The sequence below is a fragment of the Flagellimonas allohymeniacidonis genome (assembly GCF_004296335.1).
GTDB classification, from domain to species: domain Bacteria; phylum Bacteroidota; class Bacteroidia; order Flavobacteriales; family Flavobacteriaceae; genus Flagellimonas; species Flagellimonas allohymeniacidonis.
In genome coordinates, this window is sequence record NZ_SGIU01000001.1 from 41075 (window position 1) to 67256 (window position 26182).

The window sequence follows — 26182 nt, forward strand, 5'->3', positions numbered from 1 at the left end:
ATGACCTCTATTTCGGTTTAATTTGTGGTGTCTGGAAGCAGAACGGTATTCAAGACGTGAACGACTCCGTTTGCGGCCTGCACGTCAACAGCAATTATGCCAATACCGGTATTGCCAGCTCCGTCGGTGACATCAGCTATATTGCCATCCGTTCCGGGAAGTGTAATGGTAAATGTATCGCCTTCTAGAGTAGCAGGTGTCGTTGTATCTCCACTAGGATTAAGGTCCCCAGAGCGAATGTTTGCTCCAGAAATTACATGATGTTGCAAAACACTGGCCAATAGTCCAGCCTCGATATCTTCCAAAGAATTCCACATGTCGTTACTGTCCAATAAAGCTTGGAAGGCCTCATTGGTTGGTGCAAAAACGGTAAACGGTCCATCCCCTAATAAAGAGATGCTTAATCCACTAGTATCCAATGCAGATTCTAATGAATCGAAGTTGGGGTCACCGGACACAAAATTGAGTATTTTAGGCAAATCAATCACTGTATCCACGGCATGGATCACACCATTGGTAGCAACAATGTCGGCAATAATAACATTGCTCGTATTATTTAAGGTAACGCCATCATCAGTATTGATGTACAAACTAAATGGTTCATCTGTATCGAATTCGGCAGCGGTATTTACGTAAGAATTTGTTAATCCGGAAGAAAAAGCAGCTGTACCGACGACTACATGATTGGAAAGAACGTCATTGATATCATTGGAATCTGGATTGGTAAATTCATCGAAAGCAGCATTTACCGGGGCAAATACGGTAAAATCTTGTTGAGCATCTGATAAAAGATCGGTGAAAGTTGTGTTTCCACCTTCTGTTAAGGCGGCTACCAGCGATGTTAAGCCGGGATTGGCCACTGCGTGGTCCACAATATTGGGTAGTCCGATAACTGCATCCACAACATGAACCACACCGTTCAACGCTTTAACATCTGCGGTTTCTACTGAGGAAACCCCGTTGAATTCCACACCATCAGTGGTATCAAAGAAAATACTTATGTTTTGGTCACCAGCTCCTGTGGCCAGCGTATTTGTGTATCCGGAACCTAATCCTTCCAAATCAGCTTGTAACAATGTTCCCTCGATGACGTGATTTAGCAGTACATTGGTCAATACGTCCACAGGGATATCCCCAAGTTGAGCTCCATTTAAAAAAGTGTCAAAAGCGGCATCGCTTGGAGCTAGTACGGTAAAGGGACCATCACCTCGTAAAACTGCAGGAAGATCTCCATTGGCCGCGGTAAGGGCAGCAACCAAATTTTCCAAATTATCATTACCCAAAGCCAAATCTGTAATGGGCACAAGGATAATGTCGGCCAATTCATCCAAGATAACCTGTGGCAAAAGTACTTTATTGATAATGTGGACAATGCCATTGGTGGTTTCCACATTAGCAGTGATAACTTCAGCATCCACATCAGTAGCATCTCCAATGAATACTCCGCCGGTGGTGGATACGGTAAGCGTACTGCCTTGCAGGGTGGTCAAGGTTTGACCATCTGTAAGATCTGTGGAAAGGGCAGCTGTTCCAGCTACTACGTGGTATTGCAAAATAACAGCTAATAGGTCTTGTAGTTGTTCTGAGTTGAAATCATCTAAGGAGTCAAACCCATCCAATTGCGCCAACAAATCGGCAAAGGCGTCATCGGTAGGGGCAAAGACCGTGAAAGGACCATCTCCACTCAAAGCACTAATCAAGTCATTATTGGCACTTTCATCGGCCTTTTGCAATGCACTGACCAAACTGCTTAGATTCGCGGTTGCCTCGGCTGCTTCTACAATATTTGCATTTTGTCCAGGAGGATTCGAATTATCGTCATCATCGGAGCATGATGTAAAGATCAAAGTAAATGCCAGAAAGGTAATCTGGGACAATTTAGTTAGTGCTTTCATAGAATGTTTTTTAGATTTCGTTTTGTTTAACTTTCTAAAGATATAACTGAACATTAATGGTTGCTTTTGTTTATAGTTTTTTATAAAAAGTTTAACAAAAATGTATATGAAAACTAATCAAAAAGAAAAATATGGATACCATGTCCATGGTACTGAAATCAATTTTGAGGAAAAATCAAACTTCTAAATCTAAAGTTAAATAAATAATAATCAATGATTTAAGTATTTTAGAATACTACTGCTAAAAACATTCATACTTTGAGAGGCTACTTCGGCAGGACTGCTCGCTTTGTCTGGGAAGAATAAGTTTGTTTTATAATTATGTTTAAGAAATAGCTTAAAATAGTAGTCAATTAATATTGCTTAAACAAGCAGGTCCGATTTATTTCGATTCTGAATCTGAAGCCGAAAAGAAAGATTAAATCATAGCTGGAAGATTACCCAAGCGGCAACCCTATTAACGTAAATGGGTGTAAATTATGTAAGCAATTCAGCTGACTACTCGTCTAAGCGACCTTATGTTTCCTTTCACAGTTGAAATGAGCACCATTTTGTATTTTTGCGGCACAATTAGAGCGAATGAAAAAGGTTGTTATAGGATTATCGGGGGGAGTAGACTCAAGCGTCTCCGCATATCTTTTGAAAGAACAGGGATATGAGGTGATTGGCCTCTTTATGAAGAATTGGCACGATGATTCTGTTATTATCTCTGATGAATGCCCTTGGGTGGAGGATAGCAATGACGCTTTGATTGTTGCTGAGAAATTGGGTATACCTTTTCAGACGGTCGACTTAAGTGCTGAATATAAGGAGCGTATTGTTGATTATATGTTCAAGGAATACGAAATGGGAAGAACTCCCAATCCTGATGTGCTTTGCAACCGCGAGATAAAGTTCGATGTTTTTCTTAAGATTGCGCTCCAATTAGGCGCCGATTATGTAGCGACCGGGCACTATTGCAGAAAGGGTATCATTAAGAATTCTGATGGCAGTGAGACCTATCAACTTTTGGCTGGTAAGGATTCGAATAAAGATCAATCCTATTTCCTATGCCAGCTGTCCCAGGAACAACTGGCAAAAACACTTTTCCCCATCGGGGAACTCTCCAAGCCCGAAGTACGGAAGATAGCAGCTGAGCGCAATCTCGTAACTGCTGATAAAAAAGATTCACAGGGTTTATGTTTTATAGGTAAAGTGCGCCTACCGGAATTCCTACAACAAAAATTGAAGCCCAAAAAAGGGGTCATCGTAGAAGTTCCTTCGAATGCCGAGCAATTTCATGGAACTGCCCCAGCTTTTGAAAACAAATGGGAAGAACTGGCGTATCAAGCAGAAAAAAAAGTGTATCAGCAAACCGATGGCAAGGTGGTCGGGGAACATCAAGGGGCCCATTATTTTACCATTGGGCAACGCAAGGGTCTTGACGTGGGAGGTACCAAAGAACCACTTTTTGTAATTGAGACCGATGTGGACAGCAATGTGATTTACACCGGTCAAGGGAAGTCTCACCCAGGTTTGTTCCGTCAAACTTTGTTTGTAAAGGAAGACGAGCTGCATTGGGTGCGTCCAGATCTGGCATTGCAGCCCGATGGCGAAATGGAAGTATGGGCAAGAATTCGATATCGCCAACCTTTGCAAAAAGCAAAATTGTATAAAACCGAGGCTGGGCTTTACGTAGATTTCGAAGAGAAACAATCAGCCATAACCGAAGGTCAGTTTGTAGCTTGGTATTTGGATGATGAGCTCATAGGATCTGGAGTCATTTCTTAAGTATGGAGCAAAATAAGATTACCCAACTTTTTCAAATCAAGTACCCCATCATTCAAGCAGGTATGATATGGGCCAGCGGTTGGCGTTTGGCGTCAGCTGTTTCCAATTCTGGGGGTTTGGGACTGCTGGGTGCGGGAAGCATGTATCCTGAAGTGCTAAAAGAACATATTGAAAAATGTCAGAATGCTACGGACAAACCTTTTGGGGTGAATGTTCCCATGCTGTATCCTGATATTGAAAAACTCATGGATATCATTGTGGAGAGCGGAGTGAAAATTGTATTCACCTCAGCAGGAAACCCGAAGACATGGACCTCTTTTCTTAAGGAAAAAGGAATTACTGTTGTGCATGTGGTGAGCAGTGTAAAGTTTGCGCTGAAGGCACAAGAGGCCGGAGTTGATGCTGTGGTTACCGAAGGGTTTGAAGCAGGAGGGCATAACGGCAGGGATGAAACAACCACTTTGGTATTGATTCCATCCGTTAGAGAAAAAATAAATATCCCATTGATAGCAGCCGGAGGAATAGCCAATGGAAATGCTATGCTGGCTGCCATGGTTTTGGGAGCAGATGGTGTTCAAATTGGAAGCCGATTTGTTGCCAGCGAGGAAGCCTCGTCCCATACTGCGTTTAAAAATGCAGTTGTTGATGCCAAAGAGGGTGCTACACATCTTACTTTAAAGGAATTGGCTCCGGTACGCATGTTGAAGAACAAATTTTATCAAGATGTACAACAGGCCTATGCTAGTGGTGCCTCGGTAGAAGAATTGAAAACCCTTTTGGGGAGGGCCAGGGCAAAAAGAGGCATGTTCGAAGGAGATATGGAGGAAGGAGAACTTGAAATAGGTCAAGTGTCAGGTCTTATCCACGATATCAAACCAGCTTCAAAAATCATGGAAGATTTACTGCAAGAGTTTAAGGAAGCCCAAAGGGAAGCATCAAAATTCTAGGGGGTCACGATTGATACTTCACCAATATTTGTAATCCAACATACAAAGTGGCCAAGACCAACCATATGATTTGGGGTGCCAAATAGTTGTGTAAGTTTTGTTTGACTTCCTTAAGTCGGGACCTATACTTTAGGGTAAGCCAAAGGGTAAGGAGATTTCCGGCTGCGCCAACTTCCAGTTGATTGAACAAATAGGTATAGAGAGGATACAACCAAACAAAAACCAGCAAAAACAAGCCGAGATAAAAATATGGGTTGTTCCGTCCCTTAAGCTTATCCACCCGGATTAAAATCCAAATCATAATGATTGACAGGAGAATCCAGACTCCTGCGGCCATAAAATCAATCCATGTGAAGTAATCCAAAATTTCTTTCAAACCTTTAATAATCAATTTAATTCCTCAAATGTAGTAAGAAAGAATTTCAAGGATTTATTAAAGTTGTATTATGGCTTTTTATACATTTGTTTGGACACGTATGAAAAAGCTAATCCCCACCTTAGTTCTTTTTTGCATGCTTACTTCTACGCATGCACAAGTGGAACGCGATAAAGCGTTGCACTTTATTGGTGGAAATCTTTTTGGTTTGGCAGGAGCTGGAATAGCAAAACAAGCATCGGACGGTAATCGCGTTTGGACCTTTGTTGGGTCCGTTATGGGAAGCACTTTGATTGGGATAGCCAAAGAATCGGTTGATGCGGGGCAGCAGGAAAATGGCTGGGATAACGACGATTTGGCTGCGACCATTCTTGGTGGTGTCACGGTGGGTGTCACCATTGAACTTTTTTCCAAAAAGAAGAAAAATAAACTACCAGCTGGTACTTACACTGTTCAAAAGATAGATTTGGAAGCCTTGGAAAAATCCAGTAAACTGGTTTGGGACTTTACACAAAGAAAAGAGCTGCCCATTTTGACCCCGCTTGGTTTTTCTGACGGTATGGCTTCTGTCAAATTTGAAGATTAACCCCTTTTAGATTAATCCTCTAGCCTTGATTTCCAAATACTTGTTTATCGTGTTTATGGTCAGGTCCTCTGGTTTGGTCAACATGGTTTGAATACCATGCTGTCGTAATTCGTTTACAATCAATTTCTTCTCATAAATAAACTTTTCGGCAATGGTCTGCTCAAATATCTGACGAATGTTCTCCGCTTTTTTCTGAGCAAACAGGTTCAGCTCTGTATTTTCAAAGAAAATGACCACTAAAAGGTGTTGTTTGGCAATTGCTTGCAAGTATGGCAATTGACGGTGCAGGGCATCCAGGGTCTCAAAGTTGGTATACAAAAGCAGTAAACTTCGCTGGTTGAGGTTACGTTTTATATCAATATAAAGCCGACTAAAATCGCTTTCCACAAAGTTGGTCCTTAAATTGTATAGGGTTTCAAGAATAAGGTTCATCTGGGAATTCCGCCTTTCCGCGACCACCCGATTCTCAATGCGATTGCTGAAGGCAAACATTCCGGCCTTATCCTGTTTCTTAATGGCAATATTGCTGATAACCAAGGTGGCGTTAATGGCATAATCCAGCAGGCTTAAGCCTTCAAAAGGCATTTTCATCACCCTTCCCTTGTCGATTACCGAATAGATGGGCTGGGATTTTTCATCTTGATACTGGTTGACCATCAATTGGCTTTTCTTGGCGGTGGCCTTCCAATTAATGTTTCGGATATCGTCACCTTGCACATATTCCTTGATTTGCTCAAACTCCATGGTATGGCCAATACGTCTAATTTTCTTTAAGCCGTACTCGTGCAGTCGGTTGGTAAAGGCGATAAGGTCATATTTTTGAAGCTGAAGGAAGGAGGGGTACACCGGAATCTCAGCAGAATCATCAAAGCGGTAGCGTCGGGCCAAAAAGCCTATGGGGGAAGAAGCATATATATTGAGACTGCCAAAGGAATAAACACCTCTTTCCGTTGGTCTCAGTTCGTAATTAAAAACGCCCGAGGCACCACTTTTTAGGGGACTGTTTATTTCAAAATCCCGCTTTTGAAATTGTAGTGGGATTTCATCGATAATCCTGGTTTGGATTTGGAACAAATAACCGTTTGATAGGGTAATCTGGATTGGATTTTGGTCGCCATTTGAGAGCTTGTCCGGTAAAATTCGACTTGCTGTTATTTTTCCTTTTGAAACAAAGAGTATCAAATAATCCACTGCGAGCAAGAGCACCATCCCATAAAAAAGTACTCGAGTTGTTCGATAAAGCGCTGGGAACATATAGCTTACTAAAAAAGCTATGATGATAGCCACCAACACTATGAAAAAGCGCTGCTTAACGTAGATATGTCGGAAGAATTTCTTCAAGTCGTGCGCTATCTTGGAATTTCAATGCTTTCAACAATTTGATTCACCACTTGATCCGATGTCAGGCCCTCCATTTCCCTTTCTGGGGTAAGCATAATCCGATGTGATAAAATCGGAGCGGCCACAGTCTTGATATCATCAGGAGTGATAAAATCGCGTCCTTTCATGGCCGCAAGGGCCTTTGACGCATCCAGCAGTGCAATGGAAGCCCTTGGCGATGCCCCAAGATAAAGGTTCGCATTGTGCCGGGTATTGTTCACGATGGAGGCGATATAGGAGAGAAGGTTCTTTTCTACCACAATTTCCTTAATCAGATTTTGATATTGGGCAATCTCCTTGGCAGAAAGAATGGAATTTACAATTTCTTCCACCACCTCCTTCTTTTGTTCGTGTTTTCGCTCCAAGATCTGTACTTCTTCATCCAAACTGGGATAGTCGACATCAATTTTGAACAAAAACCTATCCAGTTGGGCCTCGGGCAATCGATAGGTACCTTCTTGCTCTATCGGATTCTGTGTGGCGAACACCAAAAACGGAGGAGTCATTTCGTATCGGTGACCATCTATGGTAATTTGGCGTTCCGCCATGGCCTCAAAAAGGGCTGCTTGGGTTTTCGCAGGTGCCCTATTGATTTCATCAATCAAGATAATATTGGAAAACAAGGGTCCTTTTTTAAACTCAAATTCTGAGGTTTTTACGTTGAAGACCGAAGTTCCCAAAATATCGCTGGGCATGAGGTCGGGCGTGAACTGAATCCTGCTAAAATCAACACTCATTGTTTTGGCTAGCAATTTTGCCGTTACCGTCTTCGCTACCCCAGGGACACCTTCAATCAAGGAATGTCCATTGGCCAAAATGGAAATAATCAGTAGTTCGATCATCCGTTCCTGACCAATAATGACTTTTCCAATTTCACTTTTTACTTGCTCCACTGCGTTTTGCAATGGGCTTAAATCTATTCTAGAATCAAACTCCAACTTTTCGTTTTGCGAGTCCTTGTTTTCCATATATCAACTTTTAAATTGTGTAATTTTTTTGTTCAAGGTAATGCTATCTTGTTCGGTATGTTCCGTTTTCTTTTTTAGAGAAAGAATAAATTCAATGAGTTCTTTGGTTTCACTCAAACTTTTACCTGATTTGGCGGAAAGTTCCCGAATTGTTTTCTCATTAATGGTCTGGGTATCGATATAGAATCGATTTCGTAGGTAGGCTAAGAAATAGGTAAGCTTTTTGTGAACCAAATCTGTGTAATCCTTATGCTGATGGTACAATGACCCTACGGTTCTGGCAAACTCAACCGAAGAATTTTCAAGAGGTTTGATTACCGGAATAATACGTTGTTCGCGTTTCCCTCTGAAAAGTACAAAGAGTATTAGTCCGATAATGGCCAGGTAATAGGCCCATTTTAGCTCAATTTGAGTGAGCACAAAACGCATAGGCGATGTTACAACGACCCTCCCGGCCTTTTTGTATTCATCCCAATATACTTTGGTATTGGGAATGTAAGCGTAGGTGTGACCAACATAGTCTTCATTTCCTTCAAGCATATAATAATTGGTAAAGGCCTGTGGTGTTGTATTCAAAAGGAAAGTTCCTTTCCCAAAATCTGTCTTTATAAAATTTGGCATTCGAATATCTTCATCAGGTTTATTATCCAGAATATTGCTCTTCGTATAGCTGATATGCCCCAAAATTGTTGAATTGAGTGTGTCAAGACTCACAAAGTGAGTGTAAAGCATACCTCGGGAATAATCAAAACTTTCTCCTTGAAAGGTATCATGCGTAAAATCGAGGCGTGTATCCAGTTCTTCCACGGAATAATCCGAACGCACCCTGATGTTCAAAGTATCGGACAAGAAGCCGCCAAAATCGCTGGAAGCTATAAATACAGTATTCCCAGCACTCACATAGTCCAGCAGTTGATTGGTTTCCTGTTCATCAAAGTAGATGAAATTGTTGATGAACATGTAGGAGGAGGTTTCAGAGGTGTCCAAATCAATCAATTTTTCATATACGTTTTCGGTGACCTGAACTACTTCGTTGGTTGGGAAAACTGATGGAAGTTCATTGTACAAAACAAAACATCCGTATGGAATTTTATCTGTAGAGGTGTAGGAAGCATTCCAGTTGATGGGTCTAGGCCTAGTAATTTCAGTAATCACAATGCCAACGATGACCACAAGGATTGCCCACAACACTATTTTCGCTCGTTTATCCATATTATTGCGGAATTAGAACGTTTAGGTTGGTAAATCTCTGTTGGGTCATCTCGTATTGCCCTTCATTTATGGGTTGTTCACCATACCAAATGTTCTCATATAAGTAGGAAACTTCGCGAAATCCTGATTTAAGTCGTGTATCCTTAATTTCGCGCTCGTAGTCCGAATTGGTCTTTTCAAAATGCCAATCAATAATATGTTTTTGGGACAGTTGTTTCAATATCTTCAGATATTGATAGCGCACGGCCAGTCTGAAATCCCTACTTTTTAAGGCACTACGCATCAACTCATCCAAATCCAGACTTTCAATATGTTGTTCGGAAAGATCGATGTCTAAAATGCTATTGGCCTTCTTGGTGAAAATGGAACTGAATTTTTCGTTGATCAAGAACCGGGTGATGAGATAAATTACCAGAAGCCCCATGAGCCCGTAGATGAGATATTCAAGAATAACCGAAATATTTGGGGGAATATGAATGCCAAATAGGTCATTGAGCCCACTGAAAATCCAATTTAGAAATCGTGCCAAAAGATTTTGTGACTCACCGGTTTTCACATCATAATCGAACTCGCTGCCCGTATATTTTTCCGAAAGGTTTTTGTCAAAGCTTCGCTCGATTAAATCAGAATCCTGGTCGTAGGGCACTTTTAATGAGTCCTGCGGTTGAAGGTTTCCAAAGGAAATTAAGGGGAAAGCTAAAAGGATGAGTATTTTTTTTATCACAGACTTGACTTTCCTATTTCTTCTATTTTACTTCTTGTGTAAATATTATATTTTTTCTCGTGTAGGGAATAGTACAATACACCATTTACAAATTGCGAAAGGCAATAGCCATAAATGCCCACGGCCAGAGCAAACCACACCCCTAAGGTATAGATGACCGTTGCCAATACCGATTCTGAAAAATCGGTATTGCTTTCTACTGCGTGAAAGGTGTATATGCCAACAATCACAAACGGAATAATATCCAAAACTATCTGAATAAGATTGTTCAATATTCCCAATATGAAATTGGTGCCCACGGATTTCCAGAAATTATCAAAGACCAAATTCCAGCCTTCTTTTAAAGAGTCTACAATGCCTTTATCCTCCTGCATCATATGAAAAAATGATACTCCCACCCAAGCGATAAAAAAGAACAGAAGAATGTAATACGCGAAGATTCCAACAAAGGGCACAAGAAGCAGTATAAAGCTTACTACGATGAGTCCGATGAACATCAAGATAAGGCAGAAAACGAACAAAAGGATGCTACCAAGCCTTTCCTTTACGAGACTCCAAGCCTCCTGAGGCTGAAAATCTTGACCCTTGTTTTCTTGGTAGCGAATCATATAACTACTGGCTAAACTATAGTTTAGGGCGGTGGTGATTATAAAAATGACGAGAAATAATACGACACCCGAAATAATATAGGCGGTGTACTTCTCCTCCAATATCTCGGTAGAGCCGCCATAGGCATTTCTTCCTTCATAAACGAAAACCCCAATAAAACCAGAAACCAAGAGATAGCTGACGATAAGGAGACCTATCAGTGAAATACCATTGTATCGCAAAAAAACATTGGTAAAACTTTTGATGTTCTGTTTTAGAAACTCAAAATAAACGGATAGAATGTCCCCAAAATCCCTATTGATTCGTAGCTCTGTGAATTTGTTTTGCATGCAATCTGTTTAGTAAAATAGGATAATAGACGTAGTAGAAAACGATAAGTGTCAAGGAACCTCCAATGATTACCGCTGCCAACCAATTGGGCATATCCGCATAGCGGGTGATGAAACCTTCGATAAATCCGGCAATAATAAAGAAGGGGATGGTGCTCACTACCACCTTAAGTCCATCTTTGGCGCCTTTCATAAAGGAAACACGTCGGGAAAATGTTTTGGGAAACAGAATACTGTTGCCCATAATGAGACCCGCACATCCGGCTATAATGATTACCGATATTTCTATGGTTCCATGAAGCCAAATTTGGCGGTTGGCCTCAAAAAACACCCCTTTGGTATAGAAGAAGGTTACAAAAGCACCAAGCATAACCCCATTGCTAAAAAGAACATAGGCGGTTCCTAGGCTGGTTATCACACCAAAGGCAAAGGCAATAAAGGCCACCCTAATGTTGTTGATGGTGATTCCCAGAAATGTGCCGATTTCACTTCCTCCTTTATAAATCGCCGTGGGTTCGCCGTTGGCTATGTTGTTCAATGTTTCATTAACATAGGCGTCACCAAGAATGAGCCGTACAAAAGAAGCGTCGTGCAAAGCCGAGATACTTCCGATGGCTGTTGCCAGGGCAAAAATCAAAAAGGCGGTGAACAGCGTTTTATGGTACTGTTTGAAGAACAGGGGAAACTCATGGCCCCAGAAGCTGACAATGCGATTTCTGGATTCTTTTTTGTTCTTATAAATTTTTTGATGGGCCTGTGAAGCAAGCGAATTTAAGTACATAAGTGTCTTACTTTCTGCATAGTAGGTCTGGGCATAGGCAAGATCATTGGTCAGGTGGATGTAACCCTCGGCCAATTCATCGGGAGAGGTGCTCATTCCATTATTGATAGCCTTTTCAAATGCTATCCATTTTTCCTTATTTTGCTTGACAAAGGCGGCTTCGCGCATAGTATGCTCTTAGGTGCTGCTTAAAATTAATGTTATATGGGCAACCTCCAAATCAATACAACGCAAAATGTAAACCTAGATTATAAGATTGTCGGTTTAGGGGAACGAATTTTGGCTTTTTTGATTGATGGACTGATTCTTTACATGTATGCCTTATTGATCAGTGTGATTGCCGATGCCATGCGCTATGTCTATGAAGACACTTGGACGCAACGCGGTCTCGTTTCGCTGATTTTTCTTCCGGCCATGTTCTATAGTTTATTGATGCACAGTATTTTCAATGGAAGAACCGTGGGGAAAATGCTGTTGAAAATGAGAGTAGTCCGTTTGGATGGAACCCCTGTTCACTGGAGCAATTACTTGGTTCGATGGATGTTGCGCTTAGTTGACATTTGGATTTTTGCGGGATCCATAGGGTTGTTGAGCATTCTTTTTTCTGAAAGAAAACAACGTTTGGGAGATGCTGCGGCAGGAACCGTTGTTATCAGTACCAAAAATAAGGTGAAGGTATCCCATACTATTTTGGAGGAAGTCGAGGAAAAGTATGAGCCCATGTTCACCAATGTTACCGTCTTGACGGACAAAGACGTACGTTTGATCAAGGAGACCTACCAAATCGCTAAAAGAAGTAATGACTTTAAAACCTTAAAGGCGCTTCGGGTAAAGGTGGAAAGCATTTTGAATACGAAGTCTGAGCTGTACGACGCTCCTTATTTGGATACGGTCCTTAAGGACTATAACTATTATACCCAAAAAATGTAATGCTTTATCAACTGACGGATATTTTGGGGACTGTTGCCTTTGCCATTTCAGGGGTATTGGTGGCTATGGACAAGCGCTTGGATTTGTTCGGCGTTTTGATTATTGCTTTCGTTACTGCAATAGGAGGAGGTACATTACGTGATCTTTTGATTGGCAATACACCCGTTACTTGGATACAGGATCTTACTTACATTATGGTTATTCCCATCACGGTGGTCCTGGCCATTGCTTTTGCCAATCAATTAAAGTATTTGCGAAAATCTCTTTTCCTATTTGATACCTTGGGCATAGGGTTGTATACCATGGTGGGTATTGAAAAGGGCTTGGAAGCCCAATTGTCCCCTTTGGTGTGCATTGCTTTGGGCACTATGACGGCCAGTTTTGGTGGGGTACTCCGTGATATTTTATGCAACGAGATTCCCGTGATTTTCAGAAAAGAGATTTATGCCACTGCTTGTATTTTGGGAGGAGCCTTATATTTTCTGCTTTTGACTTTCAAGATGCCAGAAAGTTACGCCTACCTCAGTGCCATCCTTTTGGTAATCCTTTTACGAATACTGGCAGTGCGTTTCAAGATTCGATTGCCCAATATTTATCGTGCCCGCGATTAAAATACTTCGGCTTTTAAAATATACACATTTTGGTAGGGCCAGTCTCCGTCACCAACAGGAACATTGTTGATGGCATCTACAACATCCATGCCCTGGATGACTCTTCCGAAAGGGGTGTAGGATCCATCCAAGTGATAGGAACCTGGTTTGGTCACCACAATAAAAAATTCATAAGGTGAGGCCAACTTATGGGGATTGTCGCGCTCACTACTCGGCATGGAAATCGTACCACGGTGATGCTTATGGCCCTTTTTGGCATCGGGAGGTAGCAAATAACGGCCAATGGCCCTTCGCTTTCGGGAGGTTTCCTTGTCATCGGAGTTACCTCCTTGAATGATAAAATCTTTGACAACCCTATGAAATTGAGTATTGTTGAAATAACCTTTTCGTGCCAAATAAATAAAATTGGCCTTGTGATAGGGAACATCATCGTAGAGCTGCACCGTGAAGCTTCCCATGCTGGTTGTTAGTCGTACCTTGTCTTCTTTTAGTTCCTTGGCGTAGTTGAAGTAGAAATCAATAACATTTTCCTCATTGAGCATAAATGCCTCCTCTTTTTCCTCTTTGATTTCTTCTACTTCTGATATTTGTTGGGTGCTTGCGGTGTCTTTTTCGACCTCATTCTGAATTTTTTCGACTTCCTTTTTTTTAGGATTTTCTCCGCAGGATGCCAAAAAAAATAATAGTATACTTGCAAGCAATGCCGAAGGTTTGAGCCCCATGGATTTTCAAGAGTTTTATCAACAAGCTTTAAAAATAAAAAATCTGCCGCTTCCCGGTAGTGAATCGCATCATAAAATGTCACCTTCCTTTCGTAGGCAATGGATTGAATCAAACAACATTACCAAACGGAATCCCAAAAGGGCAGGAGTATTGGCCTTGTTTTATCCTGATGAAGTTCACATTACCCGCCTGTTGTTGATTTTAAGAAAAACCTATCCAGGGGTGCATTCCAATCAGGTAGCTTTTCCTGGGGGGAAAATTGAGCAAGGCGATAAAGATATTTTGGCCACGGCTTTGAGGGAAACCCATGAAGAGGTTGGAATTTCACCAAGTAATGTAACGGTAGTAAAGGAACTGAGCGAGGTTTATATACCGCCCAGTAATTTTATGGTGCAACCCTTTATTGGTCTTATGACAAGCGCTCATTCATTCGCTATTCAAGAAAGTGAAGTCGAGCGTTTAATTCAGGTTCCTTTGTCCGATTTTATGGACAATACCAATTTGTTCGAACAAAAAATCACTACTTCCTATGCCAAAAACATTGATGTACCTGCCTTTAAACTAAATGGTTATACCGTATGGGGGGCCACAGCGATGATGATGAGCGAAATCAAAGAACTTTTGGAACAAGTGCTATAAACTTCATTTTTGTAAATTAGCTTATAACGCAAGCATATGGGGCTGTTTAAAGAAAATCCTTTTGGTCATATTTTATTTCTTAAAAAGTGGCTGATACGTATTGCAGGGATGATTACCCATCAGCGTTACAAAGGTTTCAATACGTTAGAGATTGAGGGATCCCAAATCATCAGGGATTTGCCCGAAACCAATGTCCTTTTTGTCAGTAATCACCAGACCTATTTTGCCGATGTTGTGGCCATGTTCCATGTGTTTAACGCCAGCCTCAGCGGGAGGGAAGACAGTATCAAAAATTTGGGCTATTTATGGAACCCCAAGTTGAACATCTACTACGTGGCAGCCAAGGAGACGATGAAGAAAAGCTTGTTGACCAAAATATTGGCCTATGCAGGCTCTATAAGTATTGAGAGAACTTGGCGAGCGGACGGTGAGGACGTAAATCGCCAAGTTAAGATGAGTGACATTAGCAATATAGCCAAGGCTCTGGAAGATGGCTGGGTGATTACCTTTCCCCAAGGGACCACCACACCTTGGAAACCCTTACGAAAAGGCACTGCGCATATCATAAAAAGGTACAAACCCGTGGTTGTGCCCGTGGTTATTGACGGATTTAGACGTTCTTTTGATAAAAAAGGCTTACGGGTAAAAAAGAAGGGAATATTGCAGTCCATGCATATCAAAGAACCCTTGGAAATCGACTATGTTAATGAAACCGTGGAATCCATAATCGAGAAATTGGAGTATGCCATTGAGCAACATCCCTCGTTTTTACGAGTCATTCCCAAGGAAGATTTGATGGCCTATGAAGAAGAGCATCAAAAACGGAAATGGCGTTATTAAACTTCGAGCTTTCGAAGTTCGTTGTAGTTTTCCTTAAGTCGCTTTAGAAGAATACCGTAAAGCAGTTTATAAAAGAACCATATCAGCACCAACAATACTGCTGTAAACACTAAGGATACCACAATGACCATAAACCAAAAAGTGGTCTCGTTCCCTTGTTGAATTGCCGATTCTGTTATTTCTTTTCCTTCAGGGCCATAGATCAAGACCCCGTAAATGCTAATGATCATGGTAATCGTGAAAATAATCAGGTTGAACCAAACATATTGGGTCACCGTTCTTTTTACATCCAATATGGTTTTCATGAGTTTTCTGGAGGAATCGGTGACAGAAATTTTCCGATAGTTCATGTAAAACTTAAAAATGAAATAAAGGATGATGGCATAGTTCACAAAGTTCAATACCATCATGGCATTGTAGATATGCATGGCCTTGAGCTCTTGCATGGACTCAGGGTCGCTAAATATGATGTTGATGGCCGCCCAAAAAACAAATTCAATGATACTGATGTAAAAAATCCATTTTACCATGGAAGATGACTTTTTCCATATCATCTTATAAATTTGGTCATAACTCAGTTTGGGAAGATGTCCTTCCTTTTTCTGCCAGTCTTGCTTTAAGAGCTCCAGTTCATCCATCATATCTCAAGGATTTAGTATGGTTCTTAATTTATTTTTTACCCGATTCATTTTCACCCTTGCGTTCACCTCACTGATACCGAGGGTTTCTGAAATCTCTGCATAGTCTTTATCTTCCAGATACAGAAAAACAAGTGCTTTATCAATATCTCCAAGCTGTTTTATGGCATTGTACATCAATTTGAGCTGTTTTTCCTGGGTGTCATCATATTCGTCGGTTTTGATCTTAAAAATTACCGAATCATAGTCTTGGGTCTGAACGCGCTTTTTGGACTTTCGGTACAAGGTTATGGCCGTATTTAGGGCCACTCGGTACATCCATGTACTGAACTTGGCATCGCCCCTAAACTTGGGATAAGCTTTCCAAAGTTGTATGGTGATTTCTTGAAATAGGTCATTGTGCGAATCCCTGTCATTCGTATAAAGGCTACACACTTTGTGAACAATGTTCTGATTGTTCTCAAGTTCCGTAACAAAACGATGTTCCAGTTCTTTGTTCAAGTGGTTGGCAAGTTTATGTATTGGTAGCGATTTTACCGCTTTTGTTACATATATGGAGCGTGTAAAATACTATTTTCGATAATCTAGGGCAGGTGGACGGTCTCCCAGTAAAGGAATGTATTGAAAGTCTTTTCCCCGTCGTTCTTCGAATTCGATCTTAGCCTTTTTTATAATTTCTGGGTTTTCGAATAGGTTTAGGGTAGTGAGGGTCAATGCCTTGGCAGCTACCATCATCCCTTTGGTCCCAATGGAAGTTCCACCGGCGGCTACGGCTTGCCAGCTGTGGGCAGGAGTACCTGGTACCCAAGTGGCAGCTCTCATCCCAACGGTGGGGACTGCAAAACTTACATCACCAACATCTGTTGAGCCATAGGCCCTAGCTACCTCTTTGTAGGGCTGTACTTTGGTGGCTGAATCAACATCCAAAGCAGCATACCCAAGACTAGATGAGATTTTTTGGGCAAATTCGGTTTCCGTTTCAGAATAATTAATGCCTCCCACAGCACTTAGGTTATCATGCATAAGCTTTTGAAGGGTAAGGTTGGGCAAAAGTTCATGGGTGCCTCCAATCATTTCATAATCCATGGTTGTACCAGTTCCTGTAGCAGCTCCTTCTGCAGCTTTTACAATACGGTCGAAAATATCGATGACCACATCTCTCTTGTTGTGTCTGGCATAGTAATAGACCTCAGCAAAGTTGGGTACTACGTTTGGCGCCTTTCCACCATCGGTGATTACGTAATGTATTCGTGCTTCTTGTGGAATATGCTCCCGCATCATGTTCACCATCATGTTCATTGCTTCTACGCCGTCAAGCGCAGACCGGCCTCTATCAGGAGCTCCAGCCGCATGGGCCGAAGTGCCATAAAATCTAAATTTTGCCGATTTATTCGCCAAGGCGGCACCAGCACTTGCACCGTTTTGCGCTCCTGGATGCCAATGTAAGGCCACATCAACGTCATTAAAAAGTCCTTCGCGCACCATATACACCTTGCCCGAACCCCCTTCCTCGGCAGGGCAACCGTAAAAACGAATAGTTCCTGGCGTGTTTGTTTCCTTCAACCAGTTTTTGGCGGCAATGGCAGCAGCGGAGGAAGCCGTTCCGAACAGGTGATGACCACACGCATGACCTGCTTCTTTATTCGCCGATTTCTTCTCGGTAACAGCTTGTTGTGATAGGCCAGGTAAGGCATCGTATTCACCTAAAATGGCAATAACTGGATATCCAGAGCCGTATTCTGCTATAAATGCGGTTGGAATACCAGCAACCCCTTTTTTGATGGAAAAACCTTCATCAGAGAGGGTCTTTTGCAAAAGAGCTGTGCTTTTTTCCTCTAGATAACCCATTTCGGCCCAGTCCCAAATCTGTAGGGCGATATCCGAATACATTTGGCTTTTTTGGTCTAAATCCTGTAATACGGCATCCTTATTTTTTTGGGAAAAAGAGGTTGATACAATGAAGCTGGTCACTAAAGTGAGAAGAATTGATTTTTTCATGGATAAGTTAGAATTAGTCAGAAGAAATAAAGATACTAAAAAAGCGACCCAAAATGATTCTGCCTTTTCGGGAATTCTTAAATTTACGGCTATGTCAGCCATGAATATTCCCCAGTCAAGTTTTCCCAGGGTCATTGTCATAGGAGGTGGTTTTGGGGGAATTGCCCTAGCTAAAAAACTTTGCAAAAAGGACGTCCAAGTTGTCCTTTTGGACAAACACAACTACCACACCTTTCAACCGCTGTTGTATCAAGTTTCCACTGGGGGCTTGGAGCCAGATTCCATTGCATATCCCATTCGAAAGGTGCTTCAGGGCTATCCCAATTTTTATTTTAGATTGGCCGAGGTCCTTAGAATCAATCCTGACATACGAACCATTCAAACCAATATTGGCGAAATCAACTATGATTATTTGGTGGTAGCCACAGGTTCTGAAACGAATTTCTTCGGAAACACGAGCATTGAGGAAAACAGTATGGCCATGAAGTCCATTCCGCAATCCCTTAACCTGCGAAGCTTGATTTTGGAAAATTTTGAGCAGGCCCTATTGACGGATGACCTTCATGAACGGGATTCCCTTATGAATTTTGTAATAGTGGGAGGGGGACCGACTGGAGTGGAACTGGCAGGTGCCTTGGCAGAAATCAAAAAAGGAATACTCCCCAAGGATTATCCTGATTTGGATACCCGACGGGCGCAAATCAACTTGGTTCAGGGAGGAGATCGAATTTTACCTGCCATGAGCGAGGTTGCCTCCAGGAAAGCTGAGCGTTTTTTGGAAAAACTAGGGGTTAATGTTTGGAAAAACATTCGCGTTGAAGCGTACGATGGCAAGTTTGTGAAGACCAACACCGATACCTCTTTCGAAGCGGCCACCTTGGTGTGGGCGGCAGGGGTGAAAGCGATTTGTATTGAGGGGTTGGATGCTAAGGAATTCTTGTGCAGGGGAAATCGCCTAAGGGTAAATGAATTTCATCAAGTTGAAGGCTTTGCAGAGATTTTTGCGGTAGGGGATGTGGCGCAAATGGAGTCTGAAGAATTTCCGAACGGCCATCCCATGATGGCCCAACCCGCCATACAACAAGGTCAAAACCTAGGGGAAAATCTGGTCCGAATTATAGAAAACAAACCCTTAAAACCCTTCATTTATCGCGATAAGGGCAGTATGGCCACTATTGGACGAAACAAAGCAGTGGTGGACTTAAAGAAATTTAAGTTCCAAGGCGTTTTTGCCTGGTATGTTTGGATGTTCATTCATCTCTATTTCTTAATTGGTTTTCGCAATAGGGTAGTGGTATTCATAAATTGGGTCTATAACTATATCAAATTTGATCGGGAGGCGCGATTGATAATCAGGCCTTTTAAAAAACAACACCAAGTTTCTCGGAAACAACCTGTTGAATGACTTGAAACTTGCCGTCTATTACGGAATGGGGTATGATGTGAGACTAGGATTTTCTGTTGAGGCCTCCTTGCAGCATATAATCAATGAACCCGAATTTCTACCTGTGGGCTCATTGAGGGGCAATACCTTTTTGAAAACAGGCACTAAATATAAGTTCTAACTAAGAGTTTGTCCTGGGATGAAATTCTCCCAAAACTTTTGCCAGATGCTTCCGGTTTACATGCATATAGACTTCTGTGGTCGTGATACTTTCGTGTCCGAGCATTTGTTGAATCGCCCGTAAATCCGCACCATTTTCCAAAAGGTGGGTGGCAAAGGAATGTCTAAAGGTGTGAGGGCTAATGTTTTTTTTGAGTCCAATATCCTCCGCCAAACGTTTTACAATGGTGAAGACCATGGCTCGGGTCAATTGCGCCCCCCTTCTATTCAAAAACAAAAAATCTTGGAAAGGTTCCTGTATTTTTTGATGAATACGAATTTCATTGCGATAGATGTTGATATACTTCTTGTTGATTTCACTGATTGGTACAAATCGCTGTTTATCACCCTTACCCGTTACTTTGATAAAACCTTCCTCAAAAAAAAGATCGGAAAGCTTTAAACCAATTAATTCGGATACCCTAAGGCCACAACCGTAGAGAGTTTCTAAAATAGCGCGGTTTCGTTCCCCTTCAGGTTTGGAAAGGTCGATGGCGGAAATCAGGGCGTTGATTTCCTTGAGGCTTAGCGTATCAGGAAGTTTTCTTCCAATTTTTGGGGATTCTATCAAATCCATGGGATTGTCATTCCTGTAATCCTCGAACACTAAGTAATTAAAGAAGCCTTTGAGCCCTGAAATGATACGGGCTTGCGACCTTGGATTCACTTTCTTGGCCATTTCATAGACGAACTGCTGTAAAAGATCCTTAGTTATGCTTATTGGCCCTTCTTTAAGGTCATTTTCATCAGCATATGTAATGAGCATCTGAATATCTTGGGAATAGCTTTTTATAGAATTGACGGACAACCCCCTCTCAATTTTCAAGTAGTCTTGGTAATCTTTTAGTGCATGATTCCAATTCATTTTTTAAAGATATGCACAAAAAATTTCAGTCCGTAATCGATAAGGGTCATTCATTAAAACATGCATAGGTCAATTCATACAGCTGTATAGTCAATTGTACTTAAATCAAAAAACCACATTCGATACATTGTTTTTCTGGAATGATAAATTTATTGGGATTGAAAGATTGGATGGGCCAACTAAATTTAGCTGGAAAACGATACTATAACGATTTGGATTTCGTTTTACCCTTTGATAAAAACCAAGAAACCATGAAAAAAACCATTCTTTTAGTAATTATTACGCTTTTGGGCATATGTTCAATTTTCGGTCAGAATGTCGATAGAAGCAGCTTTAAAGCTGGATTTAATGCAGGTATCCCTGTTGGCGATGCTTCTGAAATTGCGAGCTTTAGCATTGGGGTGGATGTAAACTACCATTGGGGTATTTCCAAAACCTTCGATGTCGGTTTGGCATCCGGCTTTATAAACTCTTTTTCCGAAGAGGAGTTCGAAGATTTTCAATTTCTTCCAGTAGCAGGTTCAGTAAGAATATATCCAACTTACGAATTTAAGTTGGGAGCTGATGTGGGCTATGCTGTTGGTATCAATGAAGGCAATGAAGGAGGATTTTACTATCGACCCATTATTGGATACAACATTACGGGTAATACCGAACTGAATGTTTCTTACACAGCAATCGAAAATAATGGAACATTTGGTTTGGTAATGGCGGGTATTTTATTCCTTTTTTAGGGTTGGATATCATCTAAAAAATCAACTTGGACGTAAATAATTAACTTAATAACAAATGCTGAATTATGAAACAAATGAAAAAATCACTTTTATGCTTGTTCGCCATTGTTGCGTTCAGTGCAACTTCGTACGCTCAAACCAGTTATACCGGAGCGGTAGGTTTGGGTATTGACCTTTGGGACTCAGCAACCTTTGTTGGACCCAGTGGAAAATACTTCTTTTCGGACAACCATGTTGGCCAGTTCGATTTGGGTTTTGAAGATGGAGGTACAATCTTAACGGCCCTTTATTCCTATCACGACGAGTTTACAGGTGCAGCTGGTTTACGTTGGTATGCAGGTATTGGACCAAGCATTGTTTTAATTGAAGATTTTGACAATGTTTTTGCCTTGCGTCCGCACGCAGGACTCGATTTCAAGATTGATGGTGTTCCCATTGTCATTAATTTCGATTGGAGGCCGGCAATTGTCATCAGTGATGCGGGAGACAATGAGGCAGGGGCATTTGGCTTCGGCATTCAATACGCATTCAATTAAATAAACGACATCATATTTAAGGAAAAGGGCGATAATTCGCCCTTTTCTTTTTATTGTATTTTTACCTCCATGAAACTAATGATCATCAACGGCCCCAACTTAAACTTATTGGGAAAACGAGAACCTGAAGTATACGGAAGCACCACCTTTGACACCTATTTTTCGGAATTGCAAGCCAAGTTCCCTGATGTAAAGCTAGGCTACTTTCAATCCAACATAGAGGGCGAATTGATCGATAAAATTCAAGAGGTAGGCTTCGAATATGACGGAATTGTCCTGAATGCCGCCTCTTATACCCATACCTCTGTGGGCATTGGCGATGCGGTCAAAGCCATTGATGCGCCCGTGGTGGAGGTGCATATCTCCAATACCCACAAACGTGAGGATTTCAGACATGTATCTTATATTTCTGCAGGCGCCAAGGGAGTCATTCTAGGTTTTGGGCTGCAAAGCTACGACCTGGCCGTACAGAGTTTTCTTTAGTTCAACGTATTGACTCCAAGCGTTTTCGATAATCTTTAGTAGTACTTTTTTCGTATCTTTTTATAACCCCACATAAAATTGATATGAAAACGAATAGCCTATTTTTTAGCTTGATCTTATTTTTTTTAGTCTCCTGCAGCAATTCAGACGATAACGGAGGAAATACAGATGATGATACAGTAATAACGGCAACTTTCACTTTAGAGAACGCCTTTCCCAATTTGTCTTTTTCACGACCGGTTGATTTTCAGACGGCCAAAGACGGTACCGCAAGGGTCTTTGTGGTGGAACAGGGTGGTGTGATTCGCGTATTCGATAACGCTTCCACAACAACGAATTCTGAAATTTTTCTGGACATAAGTGCTAGAATTAATACCCAGGCCGACGAACAAGGTCTACTGGGGTTGGCCTTCCATCCAAATTTTAACACAAACGGATATTTTTACGTGAACTATACGCCCAACGAGAACCTTTCGGTTACGTCGCGATTTCAAGTAAACCCTTCAAGTGCAAATGTTGCCGATTCCAATAGTGAACTCATACTTTTGGAAATGCCGCAACCCTTTACCAATCACAACGGCGGTCAGTTGGCGTTTGGCCCAGATGGATACCTCTACATTGCTTCGGGGGATGGAGGTTCTGGCGGAGACCCACAAGGCAATGCCCAGAACAAAGGCAATCTTTTGGGGGCGGTACTTCGCATTGATGTGGATAATCGTGAAAATGGCTTAAACTACGCCATACCCCCAACCAACCCTTTTGTTGGTGAACCCAACTCCCGTCAAGAAATATATGCATTTGGACTTCGAAATCCTTGGCGTATGAGTTTTGACCCAGATACTGGTTTACTGTGGTCCGGCGATGTAGGTCAGGGAGAGTTGGAAGAAATAAACGTTATCGAAGCGGGAGGTAATTACGGCTGGAACTTCTTCGAAGGGACTGCCTGCTTCTTGGGAAATTGTGATGAAACGGGATTGATTCCACCGGTTTTTGAGTACAACCATGATGCCGGGGACAAATCCATTACGGGCGGTTATGTGTATCAGGGTACCTTGGCCCCTTCTTTAGAAGGGAAGTACGTGTACGGGGATTTTATATCCGGACGCATTTGGGCCTTGGATGCCATAACCAACAATCCCAGTAATGCGTTAGTCTTGGAGACAGGCTTAAATATCGCTTCTTTTGGAATTAATGCCGATGACGAACTTTATGTTTGCGCTTTTAACGGATCCATATACCGGATAGTGGAAAACTAGGCAGGTTTCAATTCCGGGCTTAAACCACTTAGATACTTTTTGTCGATATAAAAGGTTCCAAAGGGTAGAAGAGAGGCAACAAATAGTATTGAAAATCTTTTGATGCCCCATTTTCGTTCCCAGCAGAACATAGCGGCCAAAACTACGTATAGGATGAAAAGTCCGCCATGGGCATAGCCAATTACCTTATTTGGTTCTGGTATGTCGGCCCAATATTTCAAAGGCATGGAAAAAGCAAAAAGCAAGAGATAGGATATGCCCTCCAAAATAGCCGTGGCCCTAAACAATTTTAGCATAAACTATAGGTGAATTACTTCATCATAAGCATCGGCAACGGCTTCCATCACCGCTTCACTCATGGTTGGGTGAGGGTGAACAGCTTTCAAGATTTCATGGCCCGTGGTTTCCAATTTTCTTGCCACAACGGCTTCAGCAATCATATCGGTCACACCGGCGCCAATCATATGGCAACCTAACCATTCCCCATATTTGGCATCAAAGATCACCTTTACAAAACCATCAGAATTTCCGGATGCCTTTGCTTTTCCACTGGCAGAGAAAGGAAATTTACCCACTTTGATATCGAAACCTTGCTCTTTGGCTTGCTTCTCCGTTAAACCTACCGAGGCAACTTCTGGCATGCAATAGGTACACCCTGGAATGTTTCCATAATCCAAAGGCTCAACATGCATCCCAGCTATTTTTTCCACACATAGTATACCTTCGGCCGATGCAACATGGGCCAAGGCTTGCCCAGGTGTAACATCACCAATGGCGTAGTATCCGGGTATATTGGTTTGGTAGTAGTCGTTGACCAGAATTTTATCACGATCAACAGCAATTCCAACTTCTTCCAATCCAATGTTCTCAATATTGGTTTTGATACCTACTGCGGAAAGTAAGATATCCGCTTCAATCACTTCTTCACCTTTGGCGGTCTTTACAGTAGCCTTAACACCTTCACCAGATGTATCCACTTTGGTCACTTCTGCCGAAGTTTTGATTTTTACCCCAGCTTTTTTGAAGCTCCGCTCTAACTGCTTGGAAACATCTTCATCTTCCACGGGCACAATATTGGGAAGGAACTCCACAACGGTGACCTCTGTACCCATCGAATTGTAGAAATAGGCGAATTCAATACCGATGGCCCCACTACCGACAACAATCATTTTCTTGGGCTGTTTTTCCAAGGTCATGGCCTCTCTGTAACCAATTACCTTTTTGCCATCTTGCGGAAGGCTTGGTAATTCTCTACTTCGTGCCCCTGTGGCAATAATAATGTGATCAGCGGTGTATTCCGCAGGGTCCCCATGCTCGCCTTTTACAATCACCTTTTTTCCGGGTTGTACCTTTCCATATCCGTTGAGCACTTCAATTTTGTTTTTTTTCATCAAAAATTGAACACCTTTGCTCATGCCATCCGCTACACCTCTACTTCTTTTGACAACGGCATCAAAATCGTGCTCCACTTTTTTGGCGCTCAATCCATAATCCTCGGCATGTTTCAAATATTCAAAAACCTGAGCGGATTTCAACAAAGCTTTGGTCGGGATACAGCCCCAGTTAAGGCATACACCCCCAAGACTTTCCTTTTCAACAATGGCCGTCTTGAATCCCAATTGCGAAGCCCTAATGGCGGTAACATATCCCCCAGGACCACTTCCCAAAACAATTACATCGAAATTGCTCATTCGTTTAGATTTTAGTTTTTAAAATTGAAGTGCAAAAGTACGGAATTCAGTCACCAAAAACCAAGTGTTGATTTTATCGATTGGATTCCAGAATGAAACCTATTTGAACATTTTTTTATTGAAATCCTCTGATTTTCCTTTGGGTATGGAAAGTGACTCCCAATCAGAGCCTTTTATCATTTTCCCCACATAGACGATTTGTCCCACATGATTGGAATAATGGGCCAACTGACGATTAATGGCTTCGGGAAGGGTGTGTTTTTGGTCACGAATTTTGATTCTAGAGGAAAAATTGGATGCATCAATGCTGTTCAATGCTTCAAAAAGACAGTTCCAACCCTTTTCCCAAGCGACAAGCATATCATCTTTGGAACTATAGGGACCTTCAAATTCCATTTCCCGATCTCGCCACACCTTTTCCCCATCCTCAATCAGGAAATTGGTCCATCGGCTAAGCATGTTGCCAACCATATGTTTAACAATTATCGCGATGGAATTATCCGATTCTTGATAGCGCCAATAAATTTCTTTTTCAGAAAGTTGTGCAAAGGTCCTGTCCCCAAGCGTTTTATAGCGCTTGAACTCAAAAGTTACATTCGCCAAATAGTTTTCCGCAAAATTCATGAATCCTCCGAAGGGTCAAACCCAATACTTACGGAGTTAATGCAATAGCGTTGACCTGTAGTTTCTTGGGGTCCGTCATTAAAAACATGGCCCAAGTGGCTTCCGCAATTGGCACAAACGGTCTCGGTACGGATCATACCAAAGGAAGTGTCCCGAATGTACTCAATGGCCCCTTCCACTGCCTGATCAAAGGAGGGCCATCCACATCCACTTTCAAACTTGTGATTACTTTCAAAAAGTTTAGCGTTGCAGGCCTTGCAGTGATAATCACCATTTTCAAAATGAAGATTAAATTCACCAGTATGCGGTCGTTCTGTGCCCTTTTGACGCAGAACACGATATTCATCGGGAGAAAGTTCTTTTCTCCATTCCTCCTCAGTTTTTTCGACGGTGTATTTTTTTTCTTTTTCCAAAAATCAAAAGCTTTTTAAGGT

Annotated in this window: 30 protein-coding genes; 13 read left to right on the forward strand and 17 right to left on the reverse strand. The window is 41.8% G+C overall.

Annotated features, from left to right (window positions below; translation table 11 throughout):
• Positions 1 to 17: 17 nt before the first annotated feature.
• The gene (locus EW142_RS00165) at positions 18 to 1895 is read right to left on the reverse strand and encodes a fasciclin domain-containing protein (protein ID WP_130607958.1); all 1878 of its coding nucleotides are present in this window, start codon (positions 1893 to 1895) and stop codon (positions 18 to 20) included.
• Positions 1896 to 2474: 579 nt separating this feature from the next.
• On the opposite strand from EW142_RS00165, the gene mnmA reads away from it, so the two are divergent.
• Entirely contained in the window at positions 2475 to 3665 is a 1191-nt protein-coding gene (gene mnmA, locus EW142_RS00170; RefSeq protein ID WP_130607961.1) for a tRNA 2-thiouridine(34) synthase MnmA, read from the forward strand.
• Between the two features lie 2 nt (positions 3666 to 3667).
• Positions 3668 to 4612, forward strand: coding sequence for an NAD(P)H-dependent flavin oxidoreductase (locus tag EW142_RS00175; protein WP_130607964.1), 945 nt, complete (start codon positions 3668 to 3670; stop codon positions 4610 to 4612).
• A gap of 4 nt (positions 4613 to 4616) precedes the next feature.
• On the opposite strand, the gene EW142_RS00180 is transcribed toward EW142_RS00175, so the two are convergent.
• Complete coding sequence (locus EW142_RS00180) at positions 4617 to 4988, reverse strand: hypothetical protein (RefSeq protein ID WP_130607967.1); 372 nt, start codon at positions 4986 to 4988, stop codon at positions 4617 to 4619.
• A gap of 100 nt (positions 4989 to 5088) precedes the next feature.
• On the opposite strand from EW142_RS00180, the gene EW142_RS00185 reads away from it, so the two are divergent.
• Positions 5089 to 5574, forward strand: a complete 486-nt coding sequence (locus tag EW142_RS00185; RefSeq protein ID WP_205783202.1) for a YfiM family lipoprotein — start codon at positions 5089 to 5091, stop codon at positions 5572 to 5574.
• Positions 5575 to 5580: 6 nt separating this feature from the next.
• Here EW142_RS00185 and EW142_RS00190 read toward each other — a convergent pair whose 3' ends face one another.
• Genes EW142_RS00190 through EW142_RS00215 form a run of 6 tightly spaced genes read right to left on the reverse strand, consistent with a single transcriptional unit; the run spans position 5581 to position 11745 of the window.
• The gene (locus EW142_RS00190; RefSeq protein WP_130607970.1) at positions 5581 to 6915 is read right to left on the reverse strand and encodes a DUF58 domain-containing protein; all 1335 of its coding nucleotides are present in this window, start codon (positions 6913 to 6915) and stop codon (positions 5581 to 5583) included.
• Positions 6916 to 6923: 8 nt separating this feature from the next.
• Positions 6924 to 7922: an AAA family ATPase gene (locus EW142_RS00195; RefSeq protein ID WP_130607973.1), complete on the reverse strand. Its 999-nt coding sequence runs from the start codon at positions 7920 to 7922 to the stop codon at positions 6924 to 6926.
• 3 nt (positions 7923 to 7925) lie between these two features.
• Positions 7926 to 9134 (reverse strand): DUF4350 domain-containing protein, encoded by a 1209-nt coding sequence (locus EW142_RS00200; RefSeq protein ID WP_130607975.1) that lies wholly within the window; start codon positions 9132 to 9134, stop codon positions 7926 to 7928.
• Position 9135: 1 nt separating this feature from the next.
• Positions 9136 to 9858, reverse strand: a complete 723-nt coding sequence (locus tag EW142_RS00205) for a DUF4129 domain-containing protein (RefSeq protein WP_130607978.1) — start codon at positions 9856 to 9858, stop codon at positions 9136 to 9138.
• Positions 9855 to 10796 carry a hypothetical protein gene (locus EW142_RS00210; protein WP_130607981.1) on the reverse strand — a complete coding sequence of 314 codons (942 nt, stop codon included), beginning with the start codon at positions 10794 to 10796 and terminating at the stop codon, positions 9855 to 9857. Before EW142_RS00210 ends, EW142_RS00205 begins: the two co-directional genes overlap by 4 nt.
• On the reverse strand, positions 10762 to 11745 hold the full coding sequence (locus EW142_RS00215) for a stage II sporulation protein M (protein ID WP_130607983.1): 984 nt from the start codon (positions 11743 to 11745) through the stop codon (positions 10762 to 10764). The genes EW142_RS00210 and EW142_RS00215 overlap by 35 nt, the downstream gene beginning before the upstream one ends.
• Positions 11746 to 11781: 36 nt before the next feature.
• On the opposite strand from EW142_RS00215, the gene EW142_RS00220 reads away from it, so the two are divergent.
• Positions 11782 to 12507: an RDD family protein gene (locus EW142_RS00220; RefSeq protein ID WP_130607986.1), complete on the forward strand. Its 726-nt coding sequence runs from the start codon at positions 11782 to 11784 to the stop codon at positions 12505 to 12507.
• Positions 12507 to 13118, forward strand: a complete 612-nt coding sequence (locus EW142_RS00225) for a trimeric intracellular cation channel family protein (RefSeq protein ID WP_130607989.1) — start codon at positions 12507 to 12509, stop codon at positions 13116 to 13118. Before EW142_RS00220 ends, EW142_RS00225 begins: the two co-directional genes overlap by 1 nt.
• Here EW142_RS00225 and EW142_RS00230 read toward each other — a convergent pair.
• Positions 13115 to 13840, reverse strand: a complete 726-nt coding sequence (locus EW142_RS00230; protein ID WP_130607992.1) for a peptidylprolyl isomerase — start codon at positions 13838 to 13840, stop codon at positions 13115 to 13117. The two genes, EW142_RS00225 and EW142_RS00230, sit on opposite strands and share 4 nt — an antisense overlap.
• Before the next feature lie 76 nt (positions 13841 to 13916).
• Here EW142_RS00230 and EW142_RS00235 point away from each other — a divergent pair, with 76 nt between their 5' ends.
• Both EW142_RS00235 and EW142_RS00240 read left to right on the forward strand, forming a co-directional pair.
• The gene (locus tag EW142_RS00235; RefSeq protein WP_313790890.1) at positions 13917 to 14480 is read left to right on the forward strand and encodes an NUDIX hydrolase; all 564 of its coding nucleotides are present in this window, start codon (positions 13917 to 13919) and stop codon (positions 14478 to 14480) included.
• 36 nt (positions 14481 to 14516) lie between these two features.
• The gene (locus EW142_RS00240; protein WP_130607998.1) at positions 14517 to 15320 is read left to right on the forward strand and encodes a lysophospholipid acyltransferase family protein; all 804 of its coding nucleotides are present in this window, start codon (positions 14517 to 14519) and stop codon (positions 15318 to 15320) included.
• On the opposite strand, the gene EW142_RS00245 is transcribed toward EW142_RS00240, so the two are convergent.
• From EW142_RS00245 to EW142_RS00255, 3 genes are all read right to left on the reverse strand, one after another.
• The gene (locus EW142_RS00245) at positions 15317 to 15958 is read right to left on the reverse strand and encodes a hypothetical protein (protein ID WP_417935764.1); all 642 of its coding nucleotides are present in this window, start codon (positions 15956 to 15958) and stop codon (positions 15317 to 15319) included. The genes EW142_RS00240 and EW142_RS00245 overlap by 4 nt on opposite strands.
• Before the next feature lie 6 nt (positions 15959 to 15964).
• Positions 15965 to 16459 (reverse strand): RNA polymerase sigma factor, encoded by a 495-nt coding sequence (locus tag EW142_RS00250; protein ID WP_130608003.1) that lies wholly within the window; start codon positions 16457 to 16459, stop codon positions 15965 to 15967.
• Positions 16460 to 16528: 69 nt separating this feature from the next.
• Positions 16529 to 17956, reverse strand: a complete 1428-nt coding sequence (locus EW142_RS00255; protein ID WP_130608006.1) for an amidohydrolase — start codon at positions 17954 to 17956, stop codon at positions 16529 to 16531.
• A 100-nt stretch (positions 17957 to 18056) separates the two neighbouring features.
• Here EW142_RS00255 and EW142_RS00260 point away from each other — a divergent pair, with 100 nt between their 5' ends.
• Together EW142_RS00260 and EW142_RS16610 are read left to right on the forward strand one after the other, a co-directional pair.
• Positions 18057 to 19361 (forward strand): NAD(P)/FAD-dependent oxidoreductase, encoded by a 1305-nt coding sequence (locus EW142_RS00260; RefSeq protein ID WP_130612316.1) that lies wholly within the window; start codon positions 18057 to 18059, stop codon positions 19359 to 19361.
• A complete protein-coding gene (locus tag EW142_RS16610) occupies positions 19354 to 19521 on the forward strand; it encodes a hypothetical protein (RefSeq protein ID WP_165395188.1) in 168 nt (55 codons plus the stop codon). Before EW142_RS00260 ends, EW142_RS16610 begins: the two co-directional genes overlap by 8 nt.
• Here EW142_RS16610 and xerD read toward each other — a convergent pair whose 3' ends face one another.
• The gene (gene xerD, locus EW142_RS00265) at positions 19522 to 20424 is read right to left on the reverse strand and encodes a site-specific tyrosine recombinase XerD (protein ID WP_130608009.1); all 903 of its coding nucleotides are present in this window, start codon (positions 20422 to 20424) and stop codon (positions 19522 to 19524) included.
• A gap of 251 nt (positions 20425 to 20675) precedes the next feature.
• Between xerD and EW142_RS00270 the strand changes: the two genes are divergently transcribed.
• The 4 genes from EW142_RS00270 to EW142_RS00285 all read left to right on the forward strand — a co-directional run bounded on the left by EW142_RS00270 (position 20676) and on the right by EW142_RS00285 (position 23433).
• Complete coding sequence (locus EW142_RS00270) at positions 20676 to 21158, forward strand: hypothetical protein (protein ID WP_130608012.1); 483 nt, start codon at positions 20676 to 20678, stop codon at positions 21156 to 21158.
• Positions 21159 to 21223: 65 nt separating this feature from the next.
• Positions 21224 to 21694 (forward strand): hypothetical protein, encoded by a 471-nt coding sequence (locus tag EW142_RS00275; RefSeq protein WP_130608015.1) that lies wholly within the window; start codon positions 21224 to 21226, stop codon positions 21692 to 21694.
• 69 nt (positions 21695 to 21763) lie between these two features.
• Positions 21764 to 22177, forward strand: coding sequence for a type II 3-dehydroquinate dehydratase (gene aroQ, locus EW142_RS00280; protein ID WP_130608017.1), 414 nt, complete (start codon positions 21764 to 21766; stop codon positions 22175 to 22177).
• An 83-nt stretch (positions 22178 to 22260) separates the two neighbouring features.
• Positions 22261 to 23433, forward strand: coding sequence for a PQQ-dependent sugar dehydrogenase (locus EW142_RS00285; protein WP_130608020.1), 1173 nt, complete (start codon positions 22261 to 22263; stop codon positions 23431 to 23433).
• Here EW142_RS00285 and EW142_RS00290 read toward each other — a convergent pair.
• From EW142_RS00290 to msrB, 4 genes are all read right to left on the reverse strand, one after another.
• Complete coding sequence (locus tag EW142_RS00290; RefSeq protein WP_130608023.1) at positions 23430 to 23729, reverse strand: DUF3817 domain-containing protein; 300 nt, start codon at positions 23727 to 23729, stop codon at positions 23430 to 23432. The two genes, EW142_RS00285 and EW142_RS00290, sit on opposite strands and share 4 nt — an antisense overlap.
• Before the next feature lie 3 nt (positions 23730 to 23732).
• Complete coding sequence (gene lpdA, locus EW142_RS00295) at positions 23733 to 25124, reverse strand: dihydrolipoyl dehydrogenase (protein WP_130608026.1); 1392 nt, start codon at positions 25122 to 25124, stop codon at positions 23733 to 23735.
• A gap of 99 nt (positions 25125 to 25223) precedes the next feature.
• Positions 25224 to 25748, reverse strand: a complete 525-nt coding sequence (locus EW142_RS00300) for a DUF1572 family protein (protein ID WP_130608029.1) — start codon at positions 25746 to 25748, stop codon at positions 25224 to 25226.
• Positions 25745 to 26161, reverse strand: a complete 417-nt coding sequence (msrB, locus tag EW142_RS00305) for a peptide-methionine (R)-S-oxide reductase MsrB (RefSeq protein WP_130608032.1) — start codon at positions 26159 to 26161, stop codon at positions 25745 to 25747. The genes EW142_RS00300 and msrB overlap by 4 nt, the downstream gene beginning before the upstream one ends.
• Between the last annotated feature and the right edge of the window lie 21 nt (positions 26162 to 26182).

What these genes read in the sequence shown, in the direction of transcription:
- EW142_RS00185 (WP_205783202.1), top strand. Translation starts at nt 5,089, where the DNA reads ATGAAAAAGCTAATCCCCACCTTAGTTCTTTTTTGCATGCTTACTTCT.
- EW142_RS00300 (WP_130608029.1), bottom strand. Translation starts at nt 25,748, where the DNA reads ATGAATTTTGCGGAAAACTATTTGGCGAATGTAACTTTTGAGTTCAAG.
- EW142_RS00255 (WP_130608006.1), bottom strand. Translation starts at nt 17,956, where the DNA reads ATGAAAAAATCAATTCTTCTCACTTTAGTGACCAGCTTCATTGTATCA.
- EW142_RS00290 (WP_130608023.1), bottom strand. Translation starts at nt 23,729, where the DNA reads ATGCTAAAATTGTTTAGGGCCACGGCTATTTTGGAGGGCATATCCTAT.
- EW142_RS00270 (WP_130608012.1), top strand. Translation starts at nt 20,676, where the DNA reads ATGAAAAAAACCATTCTTTTAGTAATTATTACGCTTTTGGGCATATGT.
- EW142_RS00210 (WP_130607981.1), bottom strand. Translation starts at nt 10,796, where the DNA reads ATGCAAAACAAATTCACAGAGCTACGAATCAATAGGGATTTTGGGGAC.
- EW142_RS00245 (WP_417935764.1), bottom strand. Translation starts at nt 15,958, where the DNA reads ATGGATGAACTGGAGCTCTTAAAGCAAGACTGGCAGAAAAAGGAAGGA.
- EW142_RS00275 (WP_130608015.1), top strand. Translation starts at nt 21,224, where the DNA reads ATGAAACAAATGAAAAAATCACTTTTATGCTTGTTCGCCATTGTTGCG.
- EW142_RS00200 (WP_130607975.1), bottom strand. Translation starts at nt 9,134, where the DNA reads ATGGATAAACGAGCGAAAATAGTGTTGTGGGCAATCCTTGTGGTCATC.
- EW142_RS00165 (WP_130607958.1), bottom strand. Translation starts at nt 1,895, where the DNA reads ATGAAAGCACTAACTAAATTGTCCCAGATTACCTTTCTGGCATTTACT.
- EW142_RS00175 (WP_130607964.1), top strand. Translation starts at nt 3,668, where the DNA reads ATGGAGCAAAATAAGATTACCCAACTTTTTCAAATCAAGTACCCCATC.
- EW142_RS00230 (WP_130607992.1), bottom strand. Translation starts at nt 13,840, where the DNA reads ATGGGGCTCAAACCTTCGGCATTGCTTGCAAGTATACTATTATTTTTT.
- EW142_RS00240 (WP_130607998.1), top strand. Translation starts at nt 14,517, where the DNA reads ATGGGGCTGTTTAAAGAAAATCCTTTTGGTCATATTTTATTTCTTAAA.
- EW142_RS00260 (WP_130612316.1), top strand. Translation starts at nt 18,057, where the DNA reads ATGAATATTCCCCAGTCAAGTTTTCCCAGGGTCATTGTCATAGGAGGT.
- EW142_RS00225 (WP_130607989.1), top strand. Translation starts at nt 12,507, where the DNA reads ATGCTTTATCAACTGACGGATATTTTGGGGACTGTTGCCTTTGCCATT.
- lpdA (WP_130608026.1), bottom strand. Translation starts at nt 25,124, where the DNA reads ATGAGCAATTTCGATGTAATTGTTTTGGGAAGTGGTCCTGGGGGATAT.
- mnmA (WP_130607961.1), top strand. Translation starts at nt 2,475, where the DNA reads ATGAAAAAGGTTGTTATAGGATTATCGGGGGGAGTAGACTCAAGCGTC.
- aroQ (WP_130608017.1), top strand. Translation starts at nt 21,764, where the DNA reads ATGAAACTAATGATCATCAACGGCCCCAACTTAAACTTATTGGGAAAA.
- xerD (WP_130608009.1), bottom strand. Translation starts at nt 20,424, where the DNA reads ATGAATTGGAATCATGCACTAAAAGATTACCAAGACTACTTGAAAATT.
- EW142_RS00235 (WP_313790890.1), top strand. Translation starts at nt 13,917, where the DNA reads ATGTCACCTTCCTTTCGTAGGCAATGGATTGAATCAAACAACATTACC.
- EW142_RS00220 (WP_130607986.1), top strand. Translation starts at nt 11,782, where the DNA reads ATGGGCAACCTCCAAATCAATACAACGCAAAATGTAAACCTAGATTAT.
- EW142_RS00195 (WP_130607973.1), bottom strand. Translation starts at nt 7,922, where the DNA reads ATGGAAAACAAGGACTCGCAAAACGAAAAGTTGGAGTTTGATTCTAGA.
- EW142_RS00215 (WP_130607983.1), bottom strand. Translation starts at nt 11,745, where the DNA reads ATGCGCGAAGCCGCCTTTGTCAAGCAAAATAAGGAAAAATGGATAGCA.
- EW142_RS00285 (WP_130608020.1), top strand. Translation starts at nt 22,261, where the DNA reads ATGAAAACGAATAGCCTATTTTTTAGCTTGATCTTATTTTTTTTAGTC.